Raw genomic sequence first — 16,949 nt, 5'->3', positions numbered from 1 at the left:
AAGTTGTGGCCGGTGTCGACGTGCAGCACGGGGAAGGGCACCCGGCCCGGCCAGAACGCCTTGGCGGCGAGGTGCAGCACGACGACGGAGTCCTTGCCGCCCGAGAACAGCAGCACGGGGCGCTCGAACTCGGCGACGACCTCGCGGATGATGTGGATCGCCTCCGCCTCGAGCAGGTCGAGGGCGTCGCGGTGCGGTGCGGTCGCCGGGGCCGGCTCAGGAGCCGCGGTGGTGGAGAGCGAAGTCATACGTGCAGCCCGCATTCGGTCTTGCCCAGTCCTGCCCAGCGGCCGGATCGGGGGTCTTCGCCGGGGGCGACCGGCTGGGTGCACGGCTCGCACCCGATGGAGGGGTACCCGTTCGTGACGAGCAGATTGACCGGCACGCGATAGGTGCCCGCGTAGGCGAGGAGGTCATCGAATGTCCACGCCGCGACGGGGTTGACCTTGACGAGACCGTTGCGCTCGTCCCACGTCACGAGGGGGGTGAGGGTGCGGGTGGGTGCCTCGTCGCGGCGCACACCCGTGAACCAGACCTCGTATCCGCCGAGGGCGTCGTGCAGCGGCTCGACCTTGCGGCGCGCGCAGCACAGCGCGGGGTCGCGGGCGTAGAGCTTCTCGCCGAACTCGGCGTCCTGCTCGGCGACGCTCTGCTGCGGCAGCACGTCGACGATGCGCACGTCGAGGGCGCGCTGGACCTCGTCGCGCGTCACCCGCGTCTCGGCGAAGTGGTAGCCGGTGTCCAGGAACAGCACGTCGACCCCGGGGAGCTGCTCCGCGACGAGATGGGGCAGCGCGGCATCGGCCATCGAGCACGCGACGGCGGCAGCATCCACCCCGAAGTTCTCGGCGACCCAGCGCACCACCTCGGCCGGTGAGGCCTCGTGGTCGGTCAGGCTGCCGAGCTCGGCGTTGCCGCGTTCGGCGAGCGCGCGCAGCTCGTCGGCGGTGCGCTTGCTCGTCGCGCGGGGGGCGAGGGTGACGGTCACTGCAGGGCCTCCTCTTCGGCGCGGTGCGCCCACTGGGCGAAGGTCTCGTCCGAGCTCTCGTCGCGGTCGTCGAGGAACCGGCGCACGACACGCTCGGTGTAGTCGGCGATGCCGTCGGCGGCCACCTTGAGGCCGCGGACGGTCCGCCCGAGGCCGGGGTTCTCGCGGTCGCGCGATGCGAGCCCGCCGCCCAGGTGCACCTGGTAGCCCGGCACCTGCTCGCCGTCGATCGTGACGAGCTGACCTTTGAGGCCGATGTCGGCCGTCTGGATGCGCGCGCACGAGTTGGGGCAGCCGTTGACGTGCAGAGAGAGCGGATGCGGCAGGTCGAGGCCGTCGAGGCGCTTCTCGAGGTCGAGCACGGCCTGCGTCGCATAGCCCTTGGTCTCGACGATCGCGAGCTTGCAGAACTCGATACCCGTGCACGCGATGGTCCCGCGGCGGATCAGGCTCGGCCGCGCGCTCAGGCCCAGGCGATCGAGCTCCGCGACGAGCGGCTCGACGTTCTCCTCGGGCACATCGAGGACCACGAGCTTCTGGTGCGGCGTCGTGCGCAAACGGTGCGAGCCGTGCGCCTCGAGTACGTCGGCGAGCTCGGTGAGCACCGGACCGGACACGCGTCCCACGATCGGGGTGACGCCGATGTAGAAGCGACCGTCCTTCTGACGGTGGACGCCGACGTGATCGCCGGGGGTCGCAGGCTTCGGGGCCGCGGGGCCATCGGGAAGCGGCTCGGTCAGGTACTCGGTCTCGAGCACGTGACGGAACTTCTCGGGCCCCCACTCCGCGAGCAGGAACTTCAGACGGGCCTTGTTGCGCAGGCGCCGGTATCCGTAGTCGCGGAAGATCTGCGCGACCCCGTGCCACACCTCGGCGACCCGGTCGGGTGCGACGAAGGTGCCCAGGCGCTCGCCGAGGCGCGGGGCGGTCGAGAGGCCGCCGCCCACCCACAGGTCGTAGCCGATGCCGTACTCGGGGTGATCGATCGCGACGAAGGCGACGTCGTTGATCTCGTGCACGACGTCCTGGCTCGGATGTCCGGTGATCGCGGACTTGAACTTGCGCGGCAGGTTGGCCAGCGACTCGTCGCCGATGAATCTCCCCGTGATCTCGTTGATCTGCGCGGTGGGGTCGATCAGCTCGTCGGCGGCGATGCCCGCGACCGGGGAGCCGAGCACGACGCGCGGCACGTCGCCGCAGGCCTCGGTCGTGCCGAGCCCGACTGACTCGAGCCGGCGCCAGATCTCCGGCATCGCCTCGACCTGGATCCAGTGCAGCTGGATGTTCTGCCGGTCGGTGAGATCGGCGGTGTCGCGTCCGAACTCGGTCGAGATGCCGCCGATGACGCGCAGCTGCGCGGTGGTCAGCTGCCCGCCGTCGATGCGCACGCGGAGCATGAAGTACTCGTCCTCGAGCTCGTGCGGCTCGAGTGTCGCGGTGCGGCCGCCGTCGATGCCGGGTTTGCGCTGGGTGTACAGGCCCCAGACCCGGAATCGGCCGTGCAGGTCGGTGGGGTCGATGCTTGCGAACCCGCCCGCGGCGTAGATGTTCTCGATGCGATCGCGGACGGAGAGGCCGTTGTCGACCTGCTTCCACTCCTCGTTGCCGTTGAGCGGAGCGGTGCCGTCGATCTTCCACTGCCCGTTCGGCTTCGTCGAGGGCCTGGCAGGCCGGGCGCGTGCGCCCTCGGCGGCGGGCGGTCGTGTCGCCGTTGCCGCGGGGGCCGGGGCGGCCGGGGTGGCCGGGGTGTCCGTCGTGTCAGAAGTCACAGCATCCTCTTCGCGCAGTCGTTGAGGGTCGCCGGGGTATGGCGATCTTCCGACGGTACGTGAGGCGCGCCGAGGAGGCGATTTCGGGTGACCCCTGCCGTTACGCGGCGTAGCAATCCGTCACATTCGGCCGGCGGCGCACGCGGTCTGCGCGCGTCCGGAGGCCGTCGAAGGGCATCCCTTGGATGCATGTCATCTGGCATGTACTCTCGGTCGTATGCCGGATGACACCACCGACCCGATCGATGCCATCGCCGCCGCGTTGTCGCGTCTGCGGGGACGGCAGGGTCGCAGAATCTCGGCGGATCCGCGTGTCTTCGGCGTCGACGGGCGCGGTCGCAAGGGGGGCGGGTCGGCGGGTGCGGTGCATTCCGGGCCACCCGCGCCCGGTGGTCCGCTCTCGCACGGCGGCCATGTCGCCCACAGCGGTCATGGTGCTCACGGGGGTCATGGTGGCCACGGCGGCTGGGGTGACGCGATGGCGGGGCGTATGGCGGGGGTCGCGAGACTGCGGCTGCTCGAGACGCTGGAGGCAGCATCCACCGCTCTCAGTGTGAGCGCGATCGCCGACGCGATCGGTGTGGATCAGCCCCGCGCCAGCCGACTCGTGCAGCAGGCGGTCGAGTCGGGCAACGCGCGCCGCGACGACGACCCCGAGGACGCGCGGCGCACCCTCATCGCCCTGACGGAGGCGGGTCGGGCGCTCGTGCGCGGGATCCGCGATGAGCGTCGCAGCGCGGTCGAGACGGCGCTCGAGGGCTTCGACGCGGCCGAACGCGAGCAGCTCGCCGCCCTGCTGACCCGGCTCGCCGCGGCCTGGCCCCGCCCCGCACCCTGACCGCTGCTCGCGGGCTCGCGGGATCCTTCGGGGGATGCTGGCGCCAGCGTGGGGCTCGCCTGTCGCCTTGTGCGGGTGTTGCGCATACGGACCCGCAGAACGCGACAGGGGAACCACCCGAGCGCCGCTCAGCGGACGGCGTGCACCGGTGCGGTCGCGCGCACCGGAAGCAGGAGCAGCAGGCCGACAAGCAGCACGAGCACGATGCCGAGGATGCCGAAGTACGCCTCGCCCGAGATTCCCACGAACAGCGCGAACATCGTCGGCGCAAGGAACGACACGGCGCGCCCGGTCGTGGCGTAGAGGCCGAAGACCTCGCCCTCGCGGCCCGGCGGGATCATGCGCGCGAGGAAGGTGCGCGAAGCCGACTGCGCGGGACCGACGAAGAGTGTCAGGGCGAGACCCGCGGTCCAGAAGACGATCTGCCCGCCGTCGTGCAGGAAGAACACCAGCAGGCCCGACACCACGAGCCCCGCCAGCGCGACGACGATCACGGGCTTCGCGCCGACGCGGTCATCGAGCGCGCCGACCGCGATCGTCGAGATCCCGGCCACGACGTTCGCGGCGATCGCGAAGATGATGACCTCGCCCGCCGAGAAGCCGAAGACGGATGCTGCCAGCACGCCGCCGAAGGTGAACACTCCCGCGAGGCCATCGCGGAAGACCGCGCTCGCCAGCAGGAACCACACGGTGTGGCGGCTTTCGCGCCACAGTCGCGCCACGTCCCGTCCGAGGCGCGCGTAGGAGGCGAGAAAGCCGATCCGCTCGCGGGCGGTGCCCGCGCCGCGGTACTCGGGAACCGCGAAAAGGACCGGCAGGGCGAACAGCCCGAACCACAGGGCGGCGACGATCATCGACAGCCGCACGTCGAGGCCGTTGTCGCCGGGCAGGCCGAACAGGCCCTGGATGAATCCGAAGTACACGATCAGCAGCAGCACGATGCCGCCGACGTACCCCATGCCCCAGCCGAACCCGCTCACGCGGCCGATCGTGCGTGAGGTCGAGACCTGCGTCAGCATCGCGTTGTAGTTGACGCCCGCGAACTCGAAGAACACGTTGCCTGCCGCGACAGCAGCAGGCCGAGCCACAAGAAGGAGGGGTCCGGCTCGATGAAGAACATCGCCAGCGTGATCGCGACGACGACGTAGGTGTTCACGGCCAGCCACAGCTTGCGTCGCCCCGAGGTGTCGGAGCGCTGCCCCGTCACCGGCGCCAGCAGCGCGATGAGCAGACCCGCCCCGGCGAGGGCCCAGCCCAGCTGCGCCTCGACCGTGCCTTCGGGGCCGAAGCTCGAGCTGGTGAGGTAGACGGTGAAGACGAAGGTCGTCACGACAGCGTTGAACGACGCCGAGCCCCAGTCCCAGAGTCCCCACGCGATGACGCGGCGGCGGCTGGTGCGGTCGGGGGCGTCGCTCATGTGCGGCACGGTATGGCCCTTCGGTGAACGGCGGGTGGCCCGGCGCCGCCGCGGCGCGGCGCGCGATCAGGCTATCGCTGCCGTCGCTCCAGAAAAGTTGAGCCCGTTCATATCAAGTTCATTTGACAGCTTCCCCGCCCCTGAGTACTGTTGAGTGCAGACGGCTCAACCTCGTGTCGAGTCGATCGCAGACTTCCGCAGAAACACCGAATCGGCAGCATCCCGCTGCGGTTCATACGAAGGAGAGACAATGCCCCGTGCAGTAGGAATCGACCTCGGCACCACGAACTCTGTCGTGAGCGTGCTCGAGGGCGGCGAGCCCAAGGTCATCGCGAACGCCGAGGGCCTGCGCACGACCCCGTCGGTCGTCGCATTCACCAAGGACGGCGAGGTGCTCGTCGGCGAGACCGCCAAGCGCCAGGCCGTCACCAACGTCGATCGCACCATCGCGAGCGTCAAGCGCCACATGGGCACCGACTGGACCTTCGCCGTCGACGACAAGAAGTGGACGCCGCAGGAGGTCTCGGCGCGCATCCTCGGCAAGCTCAAGCGCGACGCCGAGGAGTACCTCGGCGACACCGTGACGGATGCTGTCATCACGGTCCCCGCGTACTTCAACGACGCCGAGCGCCAGGCCACGAAGGAGGCCGGCGAGATCGCGGGTCTGAACGTGCTGCGCATCATCAACGAGCCCACCGCGGCCGCGCTCGCGTACGGCCTCGACAAGGGCAAGGAGGACGAGCTCATCCTCGTCTTCGACCTCGGTGGCGGAACCTTCGACGTCTCGCTGCTCGAGGTGGGCAAGGACGACGACTTCTCGACGATCCAGGTGCGCGCGACGGCCGGCGACAACCGCCTCGGCGGCGACGACTGGGACCAGCGTCTGGTCGACTACTTCATCACGCAGTTCAAGAACACGACCGGTGTCGACGTCTCGAAGGACAAGATCGCCCTGCAGCGCCTGAAGGAGGCCGCGGAGCAGGCGAAGAAGGAGCTCAGCTCCTCGATGTCGACGAGCGTCAACCTGCCGTACCTCTCGCTGACCGAGAACGGCCCCGTGTCGCTGTCCGAGACCGTGAGCCGCGCCAAGTTCGAGGACCTCACGAAGGACCTCCTCGACCGCACCAAGAAGCCGTTCGAGGACGTCATCCGTGAGGCCGGCATCAAGGTCGGCGACATCGACCACGTCGTGCTCGTGGGCGGTTCGACCCGTATGCCCGCCGTGGCCGAGCTCGTCAAGCGCGAGGCAGGCAAAGAGGCGAACAAGGGTGTCAACCCCGATGAGGTCGTCGCCGTGGGCGCCGCGCTCCAGGCCGGTGTGCTGAAGGGCGAGCGCAAGGACGTCCTGCTCATCGACGTCACCCCCCTGAGCCTCGGCATCGAGACCAAGGGCGGCATCATGACGAAGCTCATCGAGCGCAACACGGCCATTCCGACCAAGCGCAGCGAGACCTTCACGACGGCCGACGACAACCAGCCGTCGGTGGCGATCCAGGTCTTCCAGGGCGAGCGCGAGTTCACCCGCGACAACAAGCCGCTCGGCACGTTCGAGCTGACCGGCATCGCGCCGGCGCCACGGGGCATCCCGCAGGTCGAGGTCACCTTCGACATCGACGCGAACGGCATCGTGCACGTGTCCGCCAAGGACAAGGGCACCGGCAAGGAGCAGTCGATGACCATCACGGGCGGCTCGTCGCTGCCCAAGGAGGACATCGAGCGCATGGTGCGCGAGGCCGAGGAGCACGCCGCCGAAGACAAGAAGCGCCGTGAGTTCGCCGAGGTGCGCAACCAGGCCGAGACCCTCGCGTACTCGATCGACAAGCTGATCGCCGAGAACGCCGACAAGCTGCCCGAGGACGTCAAGACCGAGGTGCAGGGCGATGTCGACGCGCTGAAGACCGCGCTCGCCGGCGAGGACGATGAGGCCGTCAAGGCCGCTTTCGACAAGCTGAACGCCAGCCAGGGCAAGCTCGGCGAGGCAATCTACGCGTCGCAGGCCGCGCAGCAGGCGCCGGATGCCGGTGCCGACGCTCCGGCGGACGACCAGGGCTCGCAGCCCTCGGCCGACGAGGACGTCGTCGACGCCGAGGTCATCGACGACGAGGACGAGAAGAAGTAACCATGGCAGACAAGGACGCAGACCAGCCGCAGGAGCCTGAGGTTCCCGACACGGGTGAGGCGACGTCCGCTGCCGCGGGGCCGGAGGAGAACTCCTCCGGCCCCGCGCCGCAGGGGGACGACGATCTCACCGTCGACGACATCCTGGGTGCGGCGCAGACCGACGACGCCGCGGCCGAGGACGCCGTCATCGCCGACCTGGAGTCGGCGCTGCTGAGCGACCTCAAGCGCCTGCAGGCGGAGTACGCCAATTACCGGAGGCGCACCGAGGAGCAGCGCGAGCGCGAGATCGAGCGCGCGAAGGGTGAGGCCGTCAAGGGCCTGCTGCCCGTGCTCGACGACCTCGACCGCGCCGAGAAGCACGGTGATCTCGACGAGGGCACGCCGTTCGCGGCGATCGCGGTCAAGGTGCGCGCGGTCGCCGAGCGCCTGGGCGTGACCGCCTTCGGCGAGGCCGGCGAGGCCTTCGACCCGCAGCACCACGAGGCGATCTTCCAGCAGCCCATGCCGGGCACCACCGAGCCGACCGTGCTCGAGGTGGTCGAGGTCGGCTACCGCCTGGGTTCTGTCGAGCTGCGCCCCGCGAAGGTCGTGGTCGCCGCTCCGGCGGACTAGGCCGAGGAGGCGACGATGGCCAGTCAAGACTGGTTCGACAAGGACTTCTACAAGACGCTCGGCGTCTCGAAGGACGTCAGCGAGGGCGACCTCAAGAAGGCGTACCGCAAGCTCGCGCGCACCTACCACCCGGACTCCAATCAGGGTGATGCCAAGGCCGAGGCGACGTTCAAGGAGATCAGCGAGGCCTACTCCGTGCTCTCCGATGCCGAGCAGCGCAAGGAGTACGACCAGATCCGGGCGATGGGCTCGGGTGCCCGCTTCACGGCGGGCGGCACCGGCGGTGCCGGGGGTTTCGAGGATGTCTTCAGCATGTTCGGCCAGGGTCGCGGCGGTCGCCCGGGCCGGGGCCAGAGCGCGGAGGACTTCGACGACATCTTCTCGATGTTCAACCAGCAGCAGGGCGCCGGGTTCGGTTCGGGCCGGTTCGGTCAGCCCAGCGGCGGCTTCCGCGGCTTCGGCGGCCCCACGCGCGGCGCCGATGTGACGGCCCGCACGACGATCGACTTCCTCACCGCGACCAAGGGTGAGACGATCACCCTGCAGGGCGAGGACGGCCAGCCGTTCAAGGTCAAGATCCCGGCCGGTGTCTCGGACGGGCAGAAGATCCGACTGCGCGGCCGGGGACGCCCGTCGCCCGATGGTGGTGAGACCGGCGACATCGTCGTGCAGGTGGCCGTGCGCCCGCATCCCGTGTTCGTGCGTGACGGTCTCAATCTCCGGGTGACGGTTCCCGTCACCTTCACCGAGGCGGCGCTGGGCGCGACGATCGAGGTGCCCACACTCGGCGGCGACCCCGTCAAGCTTCGAGTCGCGCCGGGCACCCCGTCGGGACGCGTGCTGCGGGTCAAGGGTCGCGGCGTGCAGACCGCGAAGGGCACCGGCGACCTGCTCGCCGAGGTGCAGGTGGCCGTGCCTTCGCACCTCGACGATGCGGCCCGCGAGGCGCTCGAGCGCTTCCACGAGCTGGAGCCGAAGGAGAACCCGCGCGCCGACCTGATGCAGAAGGCGCGCGGCTGAGATGACCGAGAACAGGACTCGCGCCCAGAACAGGACGAACACCGCTGATTCGGTCCTGTTCTCGGCGCTTCTCCTGTCTTCGGGACGCCGGGGGTGGATGTGATGGACGAGATCGACGAGGACGCCCCGATCTTCGCGATCGCGGTCGCCGCCGAGCTCTCCGGCATGCACCCGCAGACCCTGCGGCAGTACGACCGACTCGGACTCGTCGTGCCCGCCCGCACGCGTGGCGGATCGCGTCGGTACTCCACGCGACACGTGGAGCAGCTCCGCGAGGTCGCGAAGCTCTCGAGCGAGGGCGTGAGCCTTCCCGCGATCGCGCGGCTGCTGCTGCTCGAAGAGCAGGTGCACGACCTCACCCGCCGCGTGCGCGATCTCGAGCAGCAGCTGCACGCCGAGCGGCAGACGCGCCCCGGATCCCGTGTCTTCGCCGCCGGAGTGTCGGGGTCGGTGATCACCCTGCGCGCCGGCGCCCGGGTGCCGCGCGCGACCGACGTCGTGCTGTATCGGCCGCGGCATCCGCAGCCGCCGGCGGACTGAGAGCCTCGCCGCCGTTCGCTGAGCCCGGCGCGGGATGCTGCCCTCAGGCGGCCGCGACGAAGGCCCGGTAGTCGGCGAGCGAGAGCTCGGCATAGGCGTATGACCAGGTGCCGACCGCCTCGGCCACCGCCCTGCCGCCGCCGACGTATCCCGCGACGACGGGTGCGTTCGGCGACTGCCCGTGAGCGCGCGCGAGCACGGTGGCGCAGGCAACCGCGTACCGGCGGAAGGGCGCCGCCTCCAGCGTCTCCATGTCGATGCCGCCCTTCATGTCGTGGAACTGCCGCACGTAGTAGTCGCGCTCGCCGTTGTAGCGGAAGTGCCCGAGGAACGGATCCGACACGGCCTGCAGGATGCGCTGCAGCGCGACGACACGCGCGCCCTCGCCGTGCGCCTCGACGTAGCGTGTGATCGCGGCGGGCTGGTGGATGCCGCCGTACTCGGAGAGGACGCTCTGCGTCGCCTGCTTCGACTGCAGCAGCAGCGCGTTGCCCTCGCCGTCATCGAACGCGGTCAGGTGACACCGGGTGCCGACGCTCCCGACGCCGACGACCCGCCGGGCGATGTCGCTGACCCCGTACTGCTGCAGCAGCATCCAGATGTCGACATTGACGGTGCGCAGGTAGGCGCCGATCAGCTCGTGCACCTGATCCTCGAGCTCGGGTTCGACGTGCGTCATCGTGGGCGGTCGCTCGAGGAAGCGCAGTCGCCCGTCGTCCGTGCGCTCGGTCAGCTTGCGGGCGGCGCGCTCCGCCGTGCGCTTCTCGGCGTCGCGCCGGGCCGCGGCGAGGACGGACCGAGACTCGTCGTCGAGCTGCGACTCGCCCGCGTCGGGGGAGAGATGCTCGAAATAACGCTGGAGCGGACTGCGCCGCGAACCCGCGCGCAGGGCGGTCGCGTACGTGCGCACGGCGGAGGTCGCAGCATCCCGGATCACGCCGTCGGCGTGCCCGGCGGCCTGCCCCGCGATGACGATGCTCGTGACGAGGCGCTTGAGGTCCCACTCCCAGGGCGCCCAGGCGGCCTCGTCGAAGTCGTTGAGATCGAAGACCAGCGTGCGCTGCGGGCCGGCGTAGAAGCCGAAGTTGGCGACGTGGGCTTCGCCGCATGAACCGACGAGGATGCCGGAATGCGGATCCTGCGAGAGGTCGGCCGCCATGATCGCGGCCGTGCCGCGGTAGAACGCGAACGGGCTCTGCGCCATCCGCTCGGTGCGGATGGGCAGCAGCTCCTGCAGGCGGTCGGCGTTCTGCCGGGCGAGGATGCCGAGCGGATCGCGCCCTGTGGTGGTCAGTCCCGCGAGCGCATCGCGAGGCACGATCGATCGCGTCGACCGGCCCGCAGATGCGTGCATCTCTCGGCTGGGCAGGGGCGCCCACCCCGGGCGTCGGGGCAGCGTGTCGCGCTCGGCGGCTTCGGTCATGTGCACATCATCCCGCGCCTGCGCGCCCGCACGCGCGTCAGTCGTCGTCGATCTCGAGCGGTCCTGCGGTGAGACGGATCAGCTCGTCGGCCTCGGCGCAGAATCCCTGCAGGCGCTCGAGCAGCTCGGGCAGCGACGTGGAGCCCAGCAGCGCGTAACGATCGAGGGTCTGGATCGGCGCGATGCCCGCGAGCTGCCAGGCCGACATGATGGGGTCGTCCGAGAGCTGCTCGTCGACCGACCACGGCACGTCGACGTATTCCGACGCCGTCGCGAGCAGACGCCGCACGCACCTCTCGGCCCGGCGGTGTACATCGACGAGGTCATCCGACCAGGTCAGCGGGGCGATCTCCCGCACCTCGGCGCGGGGATAGGGGTCATCGTCGAGCCAGCGCTCGATGTCGATGCGCCGCCCGCCCGTCGCGACCACCATGATCGAGGATTCGAGTTCGCGGTATCCGCGGACGTGCGCGACCGTGCCGCGCGAGAAGCGCTGGTCGCCGCCGCCCACCTCGGTGCCACGCTCGATCAGCACGACGCCGAACTCCGCGTCGCCCGCCATGACATCGGCGAAGAGCGCGCGGTAGCGCGGTTCGAAGATGCGCAGCGTCAACGGCATGCCCGGGATCAGCACCGATCCGAGCGGGAACATCGGCAGGGTCGCCATCCCCCCAGCGTGCCATCGGTTCGAGGGGGCAGGGGCGGTTCGGGCCGGATCAGGCCGGGTCGATGCGCAGGACGCCGGGCGCCTCGCCGGCCTCGAGGTCGTCGATGAGGCGGATGCTGCGCGCCAGCTCGTCCAGGGGCGCGGTCACCGTGCCGAATCGCTCCCGGTCACTGCACACGGCGTTGATGGTCACGAAGTGCGCGCCCGTGTCCCACGTGTAGGTCGCGAAGGGCGGCGTGCGCGGGTCCTTCGGCAGATCGATGACGAGACGCTCGCCCGCGCCGAGGTGGCGGCCGACGAACGTCTCGGTGTCGTCGTACTCCATCGGCATCATCGCGCGCGCGGCGCGCAGCTGCGACGTCGCCTCCTGCACCTGCGCCATGACCACGACGAGCTCCGGGTCGTCCTTCCACACCCACACGAGCACGCGCCCCGCGGCACGGCGCATCAGCAGGGGCGCTGCCTGGCTCATCGCCCATGCCGCGAAGCCCGACCCGGGCCGCTCCGGCGCCCCCATCGCGCGACCGGCCTGGCCCAGCAGCATCCCGATCGCCGCTTTGCGGTGGCGGCGGCCCTTGAAGCCGAGCGATCCTGTCACGGGCACCCAGCGGGTGGTGTCGGCGTCGGCCTGCAGTCTCGGCATGAAACCAGGGTAGGCGGGATGCGGTCGCCGCACATCCGCGGATCGCCTCGCGCCTCGAGGGTCAGCGGGGGCCGCTCGGGTAGAGTGGCGACGCGCATGCACCACCCGTGCGACCCCCGTCCGCCGCACAGTTAGGCACCCGCATCCCGTGAGTTCCCCCGAGACCCACGGCGCGTCGCAGGGCACGGAACTGCCCGAAGCGGCCGCCGCTGCCGGGGCCCCGGCATCCGCCCGCGGCCTCACGATCGTGATGGGGTGCGACACCTTCGCGCCCGACGTCAACGGCGCCGCCCGGTTCAGCGAACGCCTCGCGGCGGGGCTCGTGGCCCGCGGACACGACGTGCACGTCGTGGCGCCCAACCGGGTCTACCGTCGTGCGTCGCCCGCGGTCGAGCAGATCGAGGGCGAGCCCGTCATCATGCACCGGCTGCCGTCGGTGCGCTGGCCCCCGCACGACTGGCTGCGCTTCGTCTGGCCCTGGCGCTCCAAGCACTATGCCCGGCGCGTGCTCGACGAGGTGCGGCCCGACGTCGTCCACATCCAGTCGCACATCGTGATCGGTCGCGGCCTCGCCCGCGAGGCGCACAAGCGCGGCATTCCGATCGTGGCGACCAACCACGTGATGCCCGAGAACATCCTCGACTTCACGACGCTCCCCCCGGTGCTCGACCGCCTCTTCGTCAAGCTCGCGTGGGACGATGCGGCGCGCACCTTCGCCCTCACCCGCGCCGTGACCACACCGACGCGCAAGGCGGCCGACTTCCTCGAAGCCGCCATCGACATCGACGGGGTCGTCCCGATCAGCTGCGGCATCGACGCGGCGAAGTACACCGCCGACCTCTCGCCCCGCGATCGCCACCGCGTGCTGTTCGTCGGCCGGCTCACGCGCGAGAAGCAGATCGATCAGCTGCTGCGCGCGGTCGCCGCCCTCGACCCGGCGCTGGACGTCGACGTCGAGATCGTCGGCGGCGGAGACCAGCGAAAGCACCTCGAGCAGCTCGCGGAGCAGCTCGGCATCGCCGACCGTGTCGTGTTCCACGGTCGTGTCGACGACGACGAGCTGCGGCGCATCTACACGCGCGCGAGCGTCTTCGCGATGCCTTCCGTCGCCGAGCTGCAGTCGATCGCGACGATGGAGGCCATGGCGTCGGGGCTGCCCGTCGTCGCCGCCGACGCGATGGCGCTGCCGCACCTGGTGCGCGAAGGTGACAACGGCTACCTCTTCGACCCGGCGAGCATCGACGAGCTCACCGCCGCGCTGACGCGGGTGCTCACGGCCGATCCCGATGAGCGGCGGCGCCTGCAGCAGGCATCGCTCGACGGGGTGAAGATCCACGACATCGATCGCACGCTGCGCACGTTCGAGGCGCTCTACCGCGGCGAGCCCGTCGAGGGCTGACTCCGTGCACTCCGACGCCCCACGGCGCATCGCGCTGGTCTGCGACTATTCGCTGGACTACCTGGGTGGTGCCCAGAGCGCGTTCCTCGACGAGGCGCACCTTCTGCGCGCGCGGGGGCACGAGGTCACGATCGTCGCGCCCGTCGGTGCCTTCGCCTCGGTGCTGCGGCCCGCCGTGGGCGCTGACGACGCGATGGGGGCTGGTGATGCGGCGAGGGGTGACGACGCCGCGGGGGCACATTGGCGCCAGGCCTGGCTGCGCGCGGGCGGCGACATCGTCGCGGTCTACGCGCCCCTCACGGTGCCCGGTGTCGATCTGCCCGTCATCCGCAACTCGCGGATGCTGCGCTCCCGCCTGCGCGCCGAGTTCGCGGCACGCCGCATCGAGGTCGTGCACGCCCACTCCGAGTTCGGCTTGACCGCCGCGGCGGTGTCGTCCGCGCGCGCCCTCGGCCTGCGCACGGTGCAGACCGTGCACACCTTCTTCTGGCAGGCCGTCGTCCCCGCGCCGGCGACGCGCATCGCCGCCGGTGCCGTGCGCGGATTCGGCCGGTGGCTGCGCGGATTCCCCACCTCCCACGACGCGCTCGCTCCCGCCGCTCTGGACTCCGCACTGCGCAATCTCACGCTCTCGATGGCGCGGCGGGTCGATCTGGTCGTGTCGCCGTCCGCGCATCAGGCCGAGCGCCTGCGCGCGGCGGGACTGCGCCGCGTGAGCGTCGTGCCGAACGCCGTGGCCTCGATCGGCCCCGCGGGCGAGCCGCTCACCGCGATCGACGCTCCCCTGCGGATCGTGTGGGTGGGACGCCTCGTGGCAGAGAAGCGCCTGCTCGAGTGGATCGACGCGGTCGCGCGGGCGTGCGCGGCCCTCGGGCCGGATGCGCTGGTGGTCGAGATCATCGGCGAGGGGCTGCTCCGCGGCGAAGCCGAGCGGCGAGCGGGGGGACTGCCGATCGTGTTCGCGGGGCGTCTCGAGCGCGGTGAGGTGCAGCGGCGCATGCGCGGCGCGCACCTGGTGGCGCTGACCTCGCACGGTTTCGACAACCAGCCCGTCACGATCGTCGAGGCGCTGCACGCCCGGCGCGGGGTGTTCTACGTCGATCCGGCGCTGACCGAGGGGGTCGCGATCGCGGGGCTGCGCGCCGCGGGCCCGGACGTCGAGGCGATGGCCGCTCTGCTGGTCTCGCTCGCGCGCGACCCGGCACCTGTCGTGCGCGCCTCAGAGCAGGCGGCCGACGGTGCGCGGGACTTCGATCCCGAGACCCATGTCACGCGCCTGCTCGACGTGTACGCGGGCGGCCGGACCGCCTGAGGCGGCGGGGCCCTCGTCGCGGACGTCGGGCACACGTGCGGGGTCGGTCGGAACGCGGCCGTAGCCGTCGGTGAAGACCGCGCGGACGGTGGCGATGATGCCGCCGATCGCGGCGAGGGCGAGGAGTGCGAGGAGAACGGTCATGGCAGACACGCTACGATTGACGCCATTCTGCCACGAGTGGCAGAATGGCCATGGGTCGTAAGATTTCTGCCACACTCCGGGAGGCTCCGCATGCAGACCGTCGCCGTCATCGTGCAGGACGGGTTCGCGCCCTTCGAGTTCGGGCTCGCGTGCGAGGCCTTCGGTCTCGACCGCTCGGATGACGGCATCCGCCCCTTCGACTTCCGGATCTGTGCCGCCGAGCCCGGGGCGATCGACTCGAACCTCGGATTCTCGATCAACGTCGAGCACGACCTCTCGTTCGCCGAGACGGCGGATCTGGTCGTGGTGACGCCCGTTCCGCGGGCGACGTGGGGGAGCATCGACGAGCGGATCGCTGAGGTCGTGCGTCGCGCGGCCGCCCGCGACGCATGGCTGCTGAGCGTGTGCAGCGGCTCGTTCGTGCTGGCTGCGGCGGGTGTGCTCGACGGGCGCCGGGCGACGACGCACTGGAAGTACGCCGACACGATGGGCCGGATGTACCCGCGGATCGAGGTGGATCCCGATGTTCTGTACGTGCAGGACGGCAAGGTCATCACGAGCGCCGGCACCGCCGCGGGGCTCGACGCCTGCCTGCACCTGTTGCGACAGGAGCTCGGCGCCGAGGTCACGAACACGATCGCGCGGCGCATGGTGGTGCCGCCGCAGCGCGACGGCGGGCAGGCGCAGTTCATCGCCGCGCCGCTGCCCCCGGTCGCCTCGCTCTCCCTGGCCCCCGTCACGGACTGGATGCTGCAGAATCTGCGCGTCGAGCTCACCGTCGATCAGCTCGCCGCGCGGGCGCACATGTCGCCGCGCACCTTCGCCCGCCGGTTCAAGGCGGACTTCGGCGCGACGCCGGCGGCGTGGCTCGCGAGGCAGCGGGTGCTGCACGCCCAGCGGCTGCTGGAGAGGACAGACCTCGGGCTCGACCGCATCGCGGACGAGTGCGGATTCGGGTCGGCCGCCGTGCTGCGGCAGAACTTCGCCCGGGTGCTGGGCACCACGCCGACGGCGTACCGCGCGACCTTCTCCTGCGCCGTCCCGGCTTGAGCGGTCGTGCGGTAGCGGGTGGCCGGGGTGCGTGCCATTTCCGGACAACATTCCGGAGTTGCCTGCGCGGCAACGGCCCGAGGGTGCCCTGCCGGCCGTTGTGCGCGCATGTCTCCGGAATGTTGACCGCCTACGGATGGGTACTCCCTGTGCCGGGCATCATCTGCGCCGGCGGGGCATTGCCGGATCCGTGCGCGCGATGTAAACTTGAGTCTGTAAGGCTCAAGTTTCTGCGAGCCCATGGATTCAGCGAGAACGGACCATCATGCAACCCGGCCAGCAGCCTCAGGAAGAGCAGCAGAGCGCCCTCGAGCAGTTCGGCATCAACCTCACCGAGCGCGCCAAGGCGGGCAAGCTCGATCCGGTCATCGGGCGCGACAGCGAGATACGGCGCGTCAGCCAGGTGCTCACGCGCCGGACCAAGAACAACCCCGTCCTGATCGGTGAGCCCGGCGTCGGAAAGACCGCGGTGGTCGAGGGGCTGGCCCAGCGCATCGTCGCGGGCGACGTCGCCGAGTCCCTCAAAGACAAGGAGCTCATCACTCTCGACATCTCGGCGCTCGTCGCCGGTGCGATGTACCGGGGGCAGTTCGAAGAGCGACTCAAGAGCGTGCTGAAGGAGATCACCGAATCCGAGGGTCGTGTCATCACCTTCATCGACGAGCTGCACGTGCTGATGGGGGCGGGTGGCGGCGAGGGATCTGTCGCGGCATCCAACATGCTCAAGCCGATGCTCGCCCGCGGCGAGCTGCGCCTGATCGGCGCGACGACGCTCAACGAGTACCGCGAGTTCATCGAGAAGGATGCCGCGCTGGAGCGCCGCTTCCAGCAGGTGTACGTCGGCGAGCCCAGCGTCGAGGACACGGTCGCGATCCTGCGCGGGCTGAAGGAGCGCTACGAGGCCCACCACAAGGTCGCGATCGCCGACGGTGCGCTCGTGGCCGCCGCATCCCTGTCCAATCGGTACATTCCGGCGCGCCAGTTGCCCGACAAGGCCATCGACCTG

Annotated in this window: 16 protein-coding genes and 1 pseudogene; 9 read left to right on the top strand and 8 right to left on the bottom strand. The window is 70.5% G+C overall.

Going from position 1 to position 16,949, the window contains the following annotated elements:
* The 3 genes from DI573_RS08785 to DI573_RS08775 form a co-directional block, all read right to left on the bottom strand.
* Nucleotides 1-248, bottom strand: a 248-nt coding sequence (locus tag DI573_RS08785) for a phosphoadenosine phosphosulfate reductase family protein (RefSeq protein ID WP_292812964.1), incomplete at its 3' end; no start/stop codon positions are given.
* Nucleotides 245-988: a phosphoadenylyl-sulfate reductase gene (locus DI573_RS08780; RefSeq protein ID WP_292812961.1), complete on the bottom strand. Its 744-nt coding sequence runs from the start codon at nucleotides 986-988 to the stop codon at nucleotides 245-247. The genes DI573_RS08785 and DI573_RS08780, both read right to left, overlap by 4 nt.
* Nucleotides 985-2,757, bottom strand: coding sequence for a nitrite/sulfite reductase (locus DI573_RS08775; protein WP_292812959.1), 1,773 nt, complete (start codon nucleotides 2,755-2,757; stop codon nucleotides 985-987). The genes DI573_RS08780 and DI573_RS08775 overlap by 4 nt, the downstream gene beginning before the upstream one ends.
* Nucleotides 2,758-2,974: 217 nt before the next feature.
* On the opposite strand from DI573_RS08775, the gene DI573_RS08770 reads away from it, so the two are divergent.
* Nucleotides 2,975-3,595, top strand: coding sequence for a MarR family transcriptional regulator (locus tag DI573_RS08770; protein WP_292812956.1), 621 nt, complete (start codon nucleotides 2,975-2,977; stop codon nucleotides 3,593-3,595).
* A 128-nt stretch (nucleotides 3,596-3,723) separates the two neighbouring features.
* On the opposite strand, the pseudogene DI573_RS08765 reads toward DI573_RS08770, so the two are convergent.
* Nucleotides 3,724-5,012: pseudogene (locus tag DI573_RS08765) on the bottom strand (MFS transporter).
* 250 nt (nucleotides 5,013-5,262) lie between these two features.
* Between DI573_RS08765 and dnaK the strand changes: the two are divergent.
* From dnaK to DI573_RS08745, 4 genes are all read left to right on the top strand, one after another.
* Nucleotides 5,263-7,131 carry a molecular chaperone DnaK gene (dnaK, locus tag DI573_RS08760; RefSeq protein ID WP_292812954.1) on the top strand — a complete coding sequence of 623 codons (1,869 nt, stop codon included), beginning with the start codon at nucleotides 5,263-5,265 and terminating at the stop codon, nucleotides 7,129-7,131.
* A gap of 2 nt (nucleotides 7,132-7,133) precedes the next feature.
* Nucleotides 7,134-7,745 carry a nucleotide exchange factor GrpE gene (gene grpE / locus DI573_RS08755; protein WP_292812951.1) on the top strand — a complete coding sequence of 204 codons (612 nt, stop codon included), beginning with the start codon at nucleotides 7,134-7,136 and terminating at the stop codon, nucleotides 7,743-7,745.
* A gap of 15 nt (nucleotides 7,746-7,760) precedes the next feature.
* Nucleotides 7,761-8,765 (top strand): DnaJ C-terminal domain-containing protein, encoded by a 1,005-nt coding sequence (locus DI573_RS08750; RefSeq protein WP_292812949.1) that lies wholly within the window; start codon nucleotides 7,761-7,763, stop codon nucleotides 8,763-8,765.
* A gap of 102 nt (nucleotides 8,766-8,867) precedes the next feature.
* Nucleotides 8,868-9,305 (top strand): MerR family transcriptional regulator, encoded by a 438-nt coding sequence (locus DI573_RS08745; protein WP_292812946.1) that lies wholly within the window; start codon nucleotides 8,868-8,870, stop codon nucleotides 9,303-9,305.
* A gap of 43 nt (nucleotides 9,306-9,348) precedes the next feature.
* Here the strand turns inward: DI573_RS08745 and DI573_RS08740 are convergent, their stop codons facing one another.
* Genes DI573_RS08740 through DI573_RS08730 form a run of 3 tightly spaced genes read right to left on the bottom strand, consistent with a single transcriptional unit; the run spans nucleotide 9,349 to nucleotide 12,038 of the window.
* The gene (locus DI573_RS08740) at nucleotides 9,349-10,728 is read right to left on the bottom strand and encodes a DUF2252 domain-containing protein (RefSeq protein ID WP_292812943.1); all 1,380 of its coding nucleotides are present in this window, start codon (nucleotides 10,726-10,728) and stop codon (nucleotides 9,349-9,351) included.
* 37 nt (nucleotides 10,729-10,765) lie between these two features.
* Nucleotides 10,766-11,395, bottom strand: coding sequence for an LON peptidase substrate-binding domain-containing protein (locus DI573_RS08735; RefSeq protein WP_292812940.1), 630 nt, complete (start codon nucleotides 11,393-11,395; stop codon nucleotides 10,766-10,768).
* Nucleotides 11,396-11,444: 49 nt separating this feature from the next.
* Nucleotides 11,445-12,038, bottom strand: coding sequence for a hypothetical protein (locus DI573_RS08730; protein WP_292812938.1), 594 nt, complete (start codon nucleotides 12,036-12,038; stop codon nucleotides 11,445-11,447).
* Nucleotides 12,039-12,288: 250 nt separating this feature from the next.
* On the opposite strand from DI573_RS08730, the gene DI573_RS08725 reads away from it, so the two are divergent.
* Both DI573_RS08725 and DI573_RS08720 read left to right on the top strand, forming a co-directional pair.
* Nucleotides 12,289-13,437 carry a glycosyltransferase gene (locus DI573_RS08725; protein WP_292812966.1) on the top strand — a complete coding sequence of 383 codons (1,149 nt, stop codon included), beginning with the start codon at nucleotides 12,289-12,291 and terminating at the stop codon, nucleotides 13,435-13,437.
* A 4-nt stretch (nucleotides 13,438-13,441) separates the two neighbouring features.
* Nucleotides 13,442-14,749: a glycosyltransferase family 4 protein gene (locus DI573_RS08720; RefSeq protein WP_292812935.1), complete on the top strand. Its 1,308-nt coding sequence runs from the start codon at nucleotides 13,442-13,444 to the stop codon at nucleotides 14,747-14,749.
* Here the strand turns inward: DI573_RS08720 and DI573_RS08715 are convergent.
* Nucleotides 14,657-14,893: a hypothetical protein gene (locus DI573_RS08715; protein ID WP_292812933.1), complete on the bottom strand. Its 237-nt coding sequence runs from the start codon at nucleotides 14,891-14,893 to the stop codon at nucleotides 14,657-14,659. The two genes, DI573_RS08720 and DI573_RS08715, sit on opposite strands and share 93 nt — an antisense overlap.
* A 90-nt stretch (nucleotides 14,894-14,983) precedes the next feature.
* Here DI573_RS08715 and DI573_RS08710 point away from each other — a divergent pair, with 90 nt between their 5' ends.
* Together DI573_RS08710 and DI573_RS08705 are read left to right on the top strand one after the other, a co-directional pair.
* Nucleotides 14,984-15,943, top strand: coding sequence for a helix-turn-helix domain-containing protein (locus tag DI573_RS08710; protein ID WP_292812930.1), 960 nt, complete (start codon nucleotides 14,984-14,986; stop codon nucleotides 15,941-15,943).
* 265 nt (nucleotides 15,944-16,208) lie between these two features.
* Nucleotides 16,209-16,949 (top strand): AAA family ATPase (locus DI573_RS08705; protein WP_292812927.1); only part of this gene is annotated, 741 nt, incomplete at its 3' end.

This window comes from Microbacterium sp. (assembly GCF_003248605.1).
GTDB lineage: Bacteria > Actinomycetota > Actinomycetes > Actinomycetales > Microbacteriaceae > Microbacterium.
This window is presented reverse-complemented; position numbering and strand designations above follow the sequence as displayed.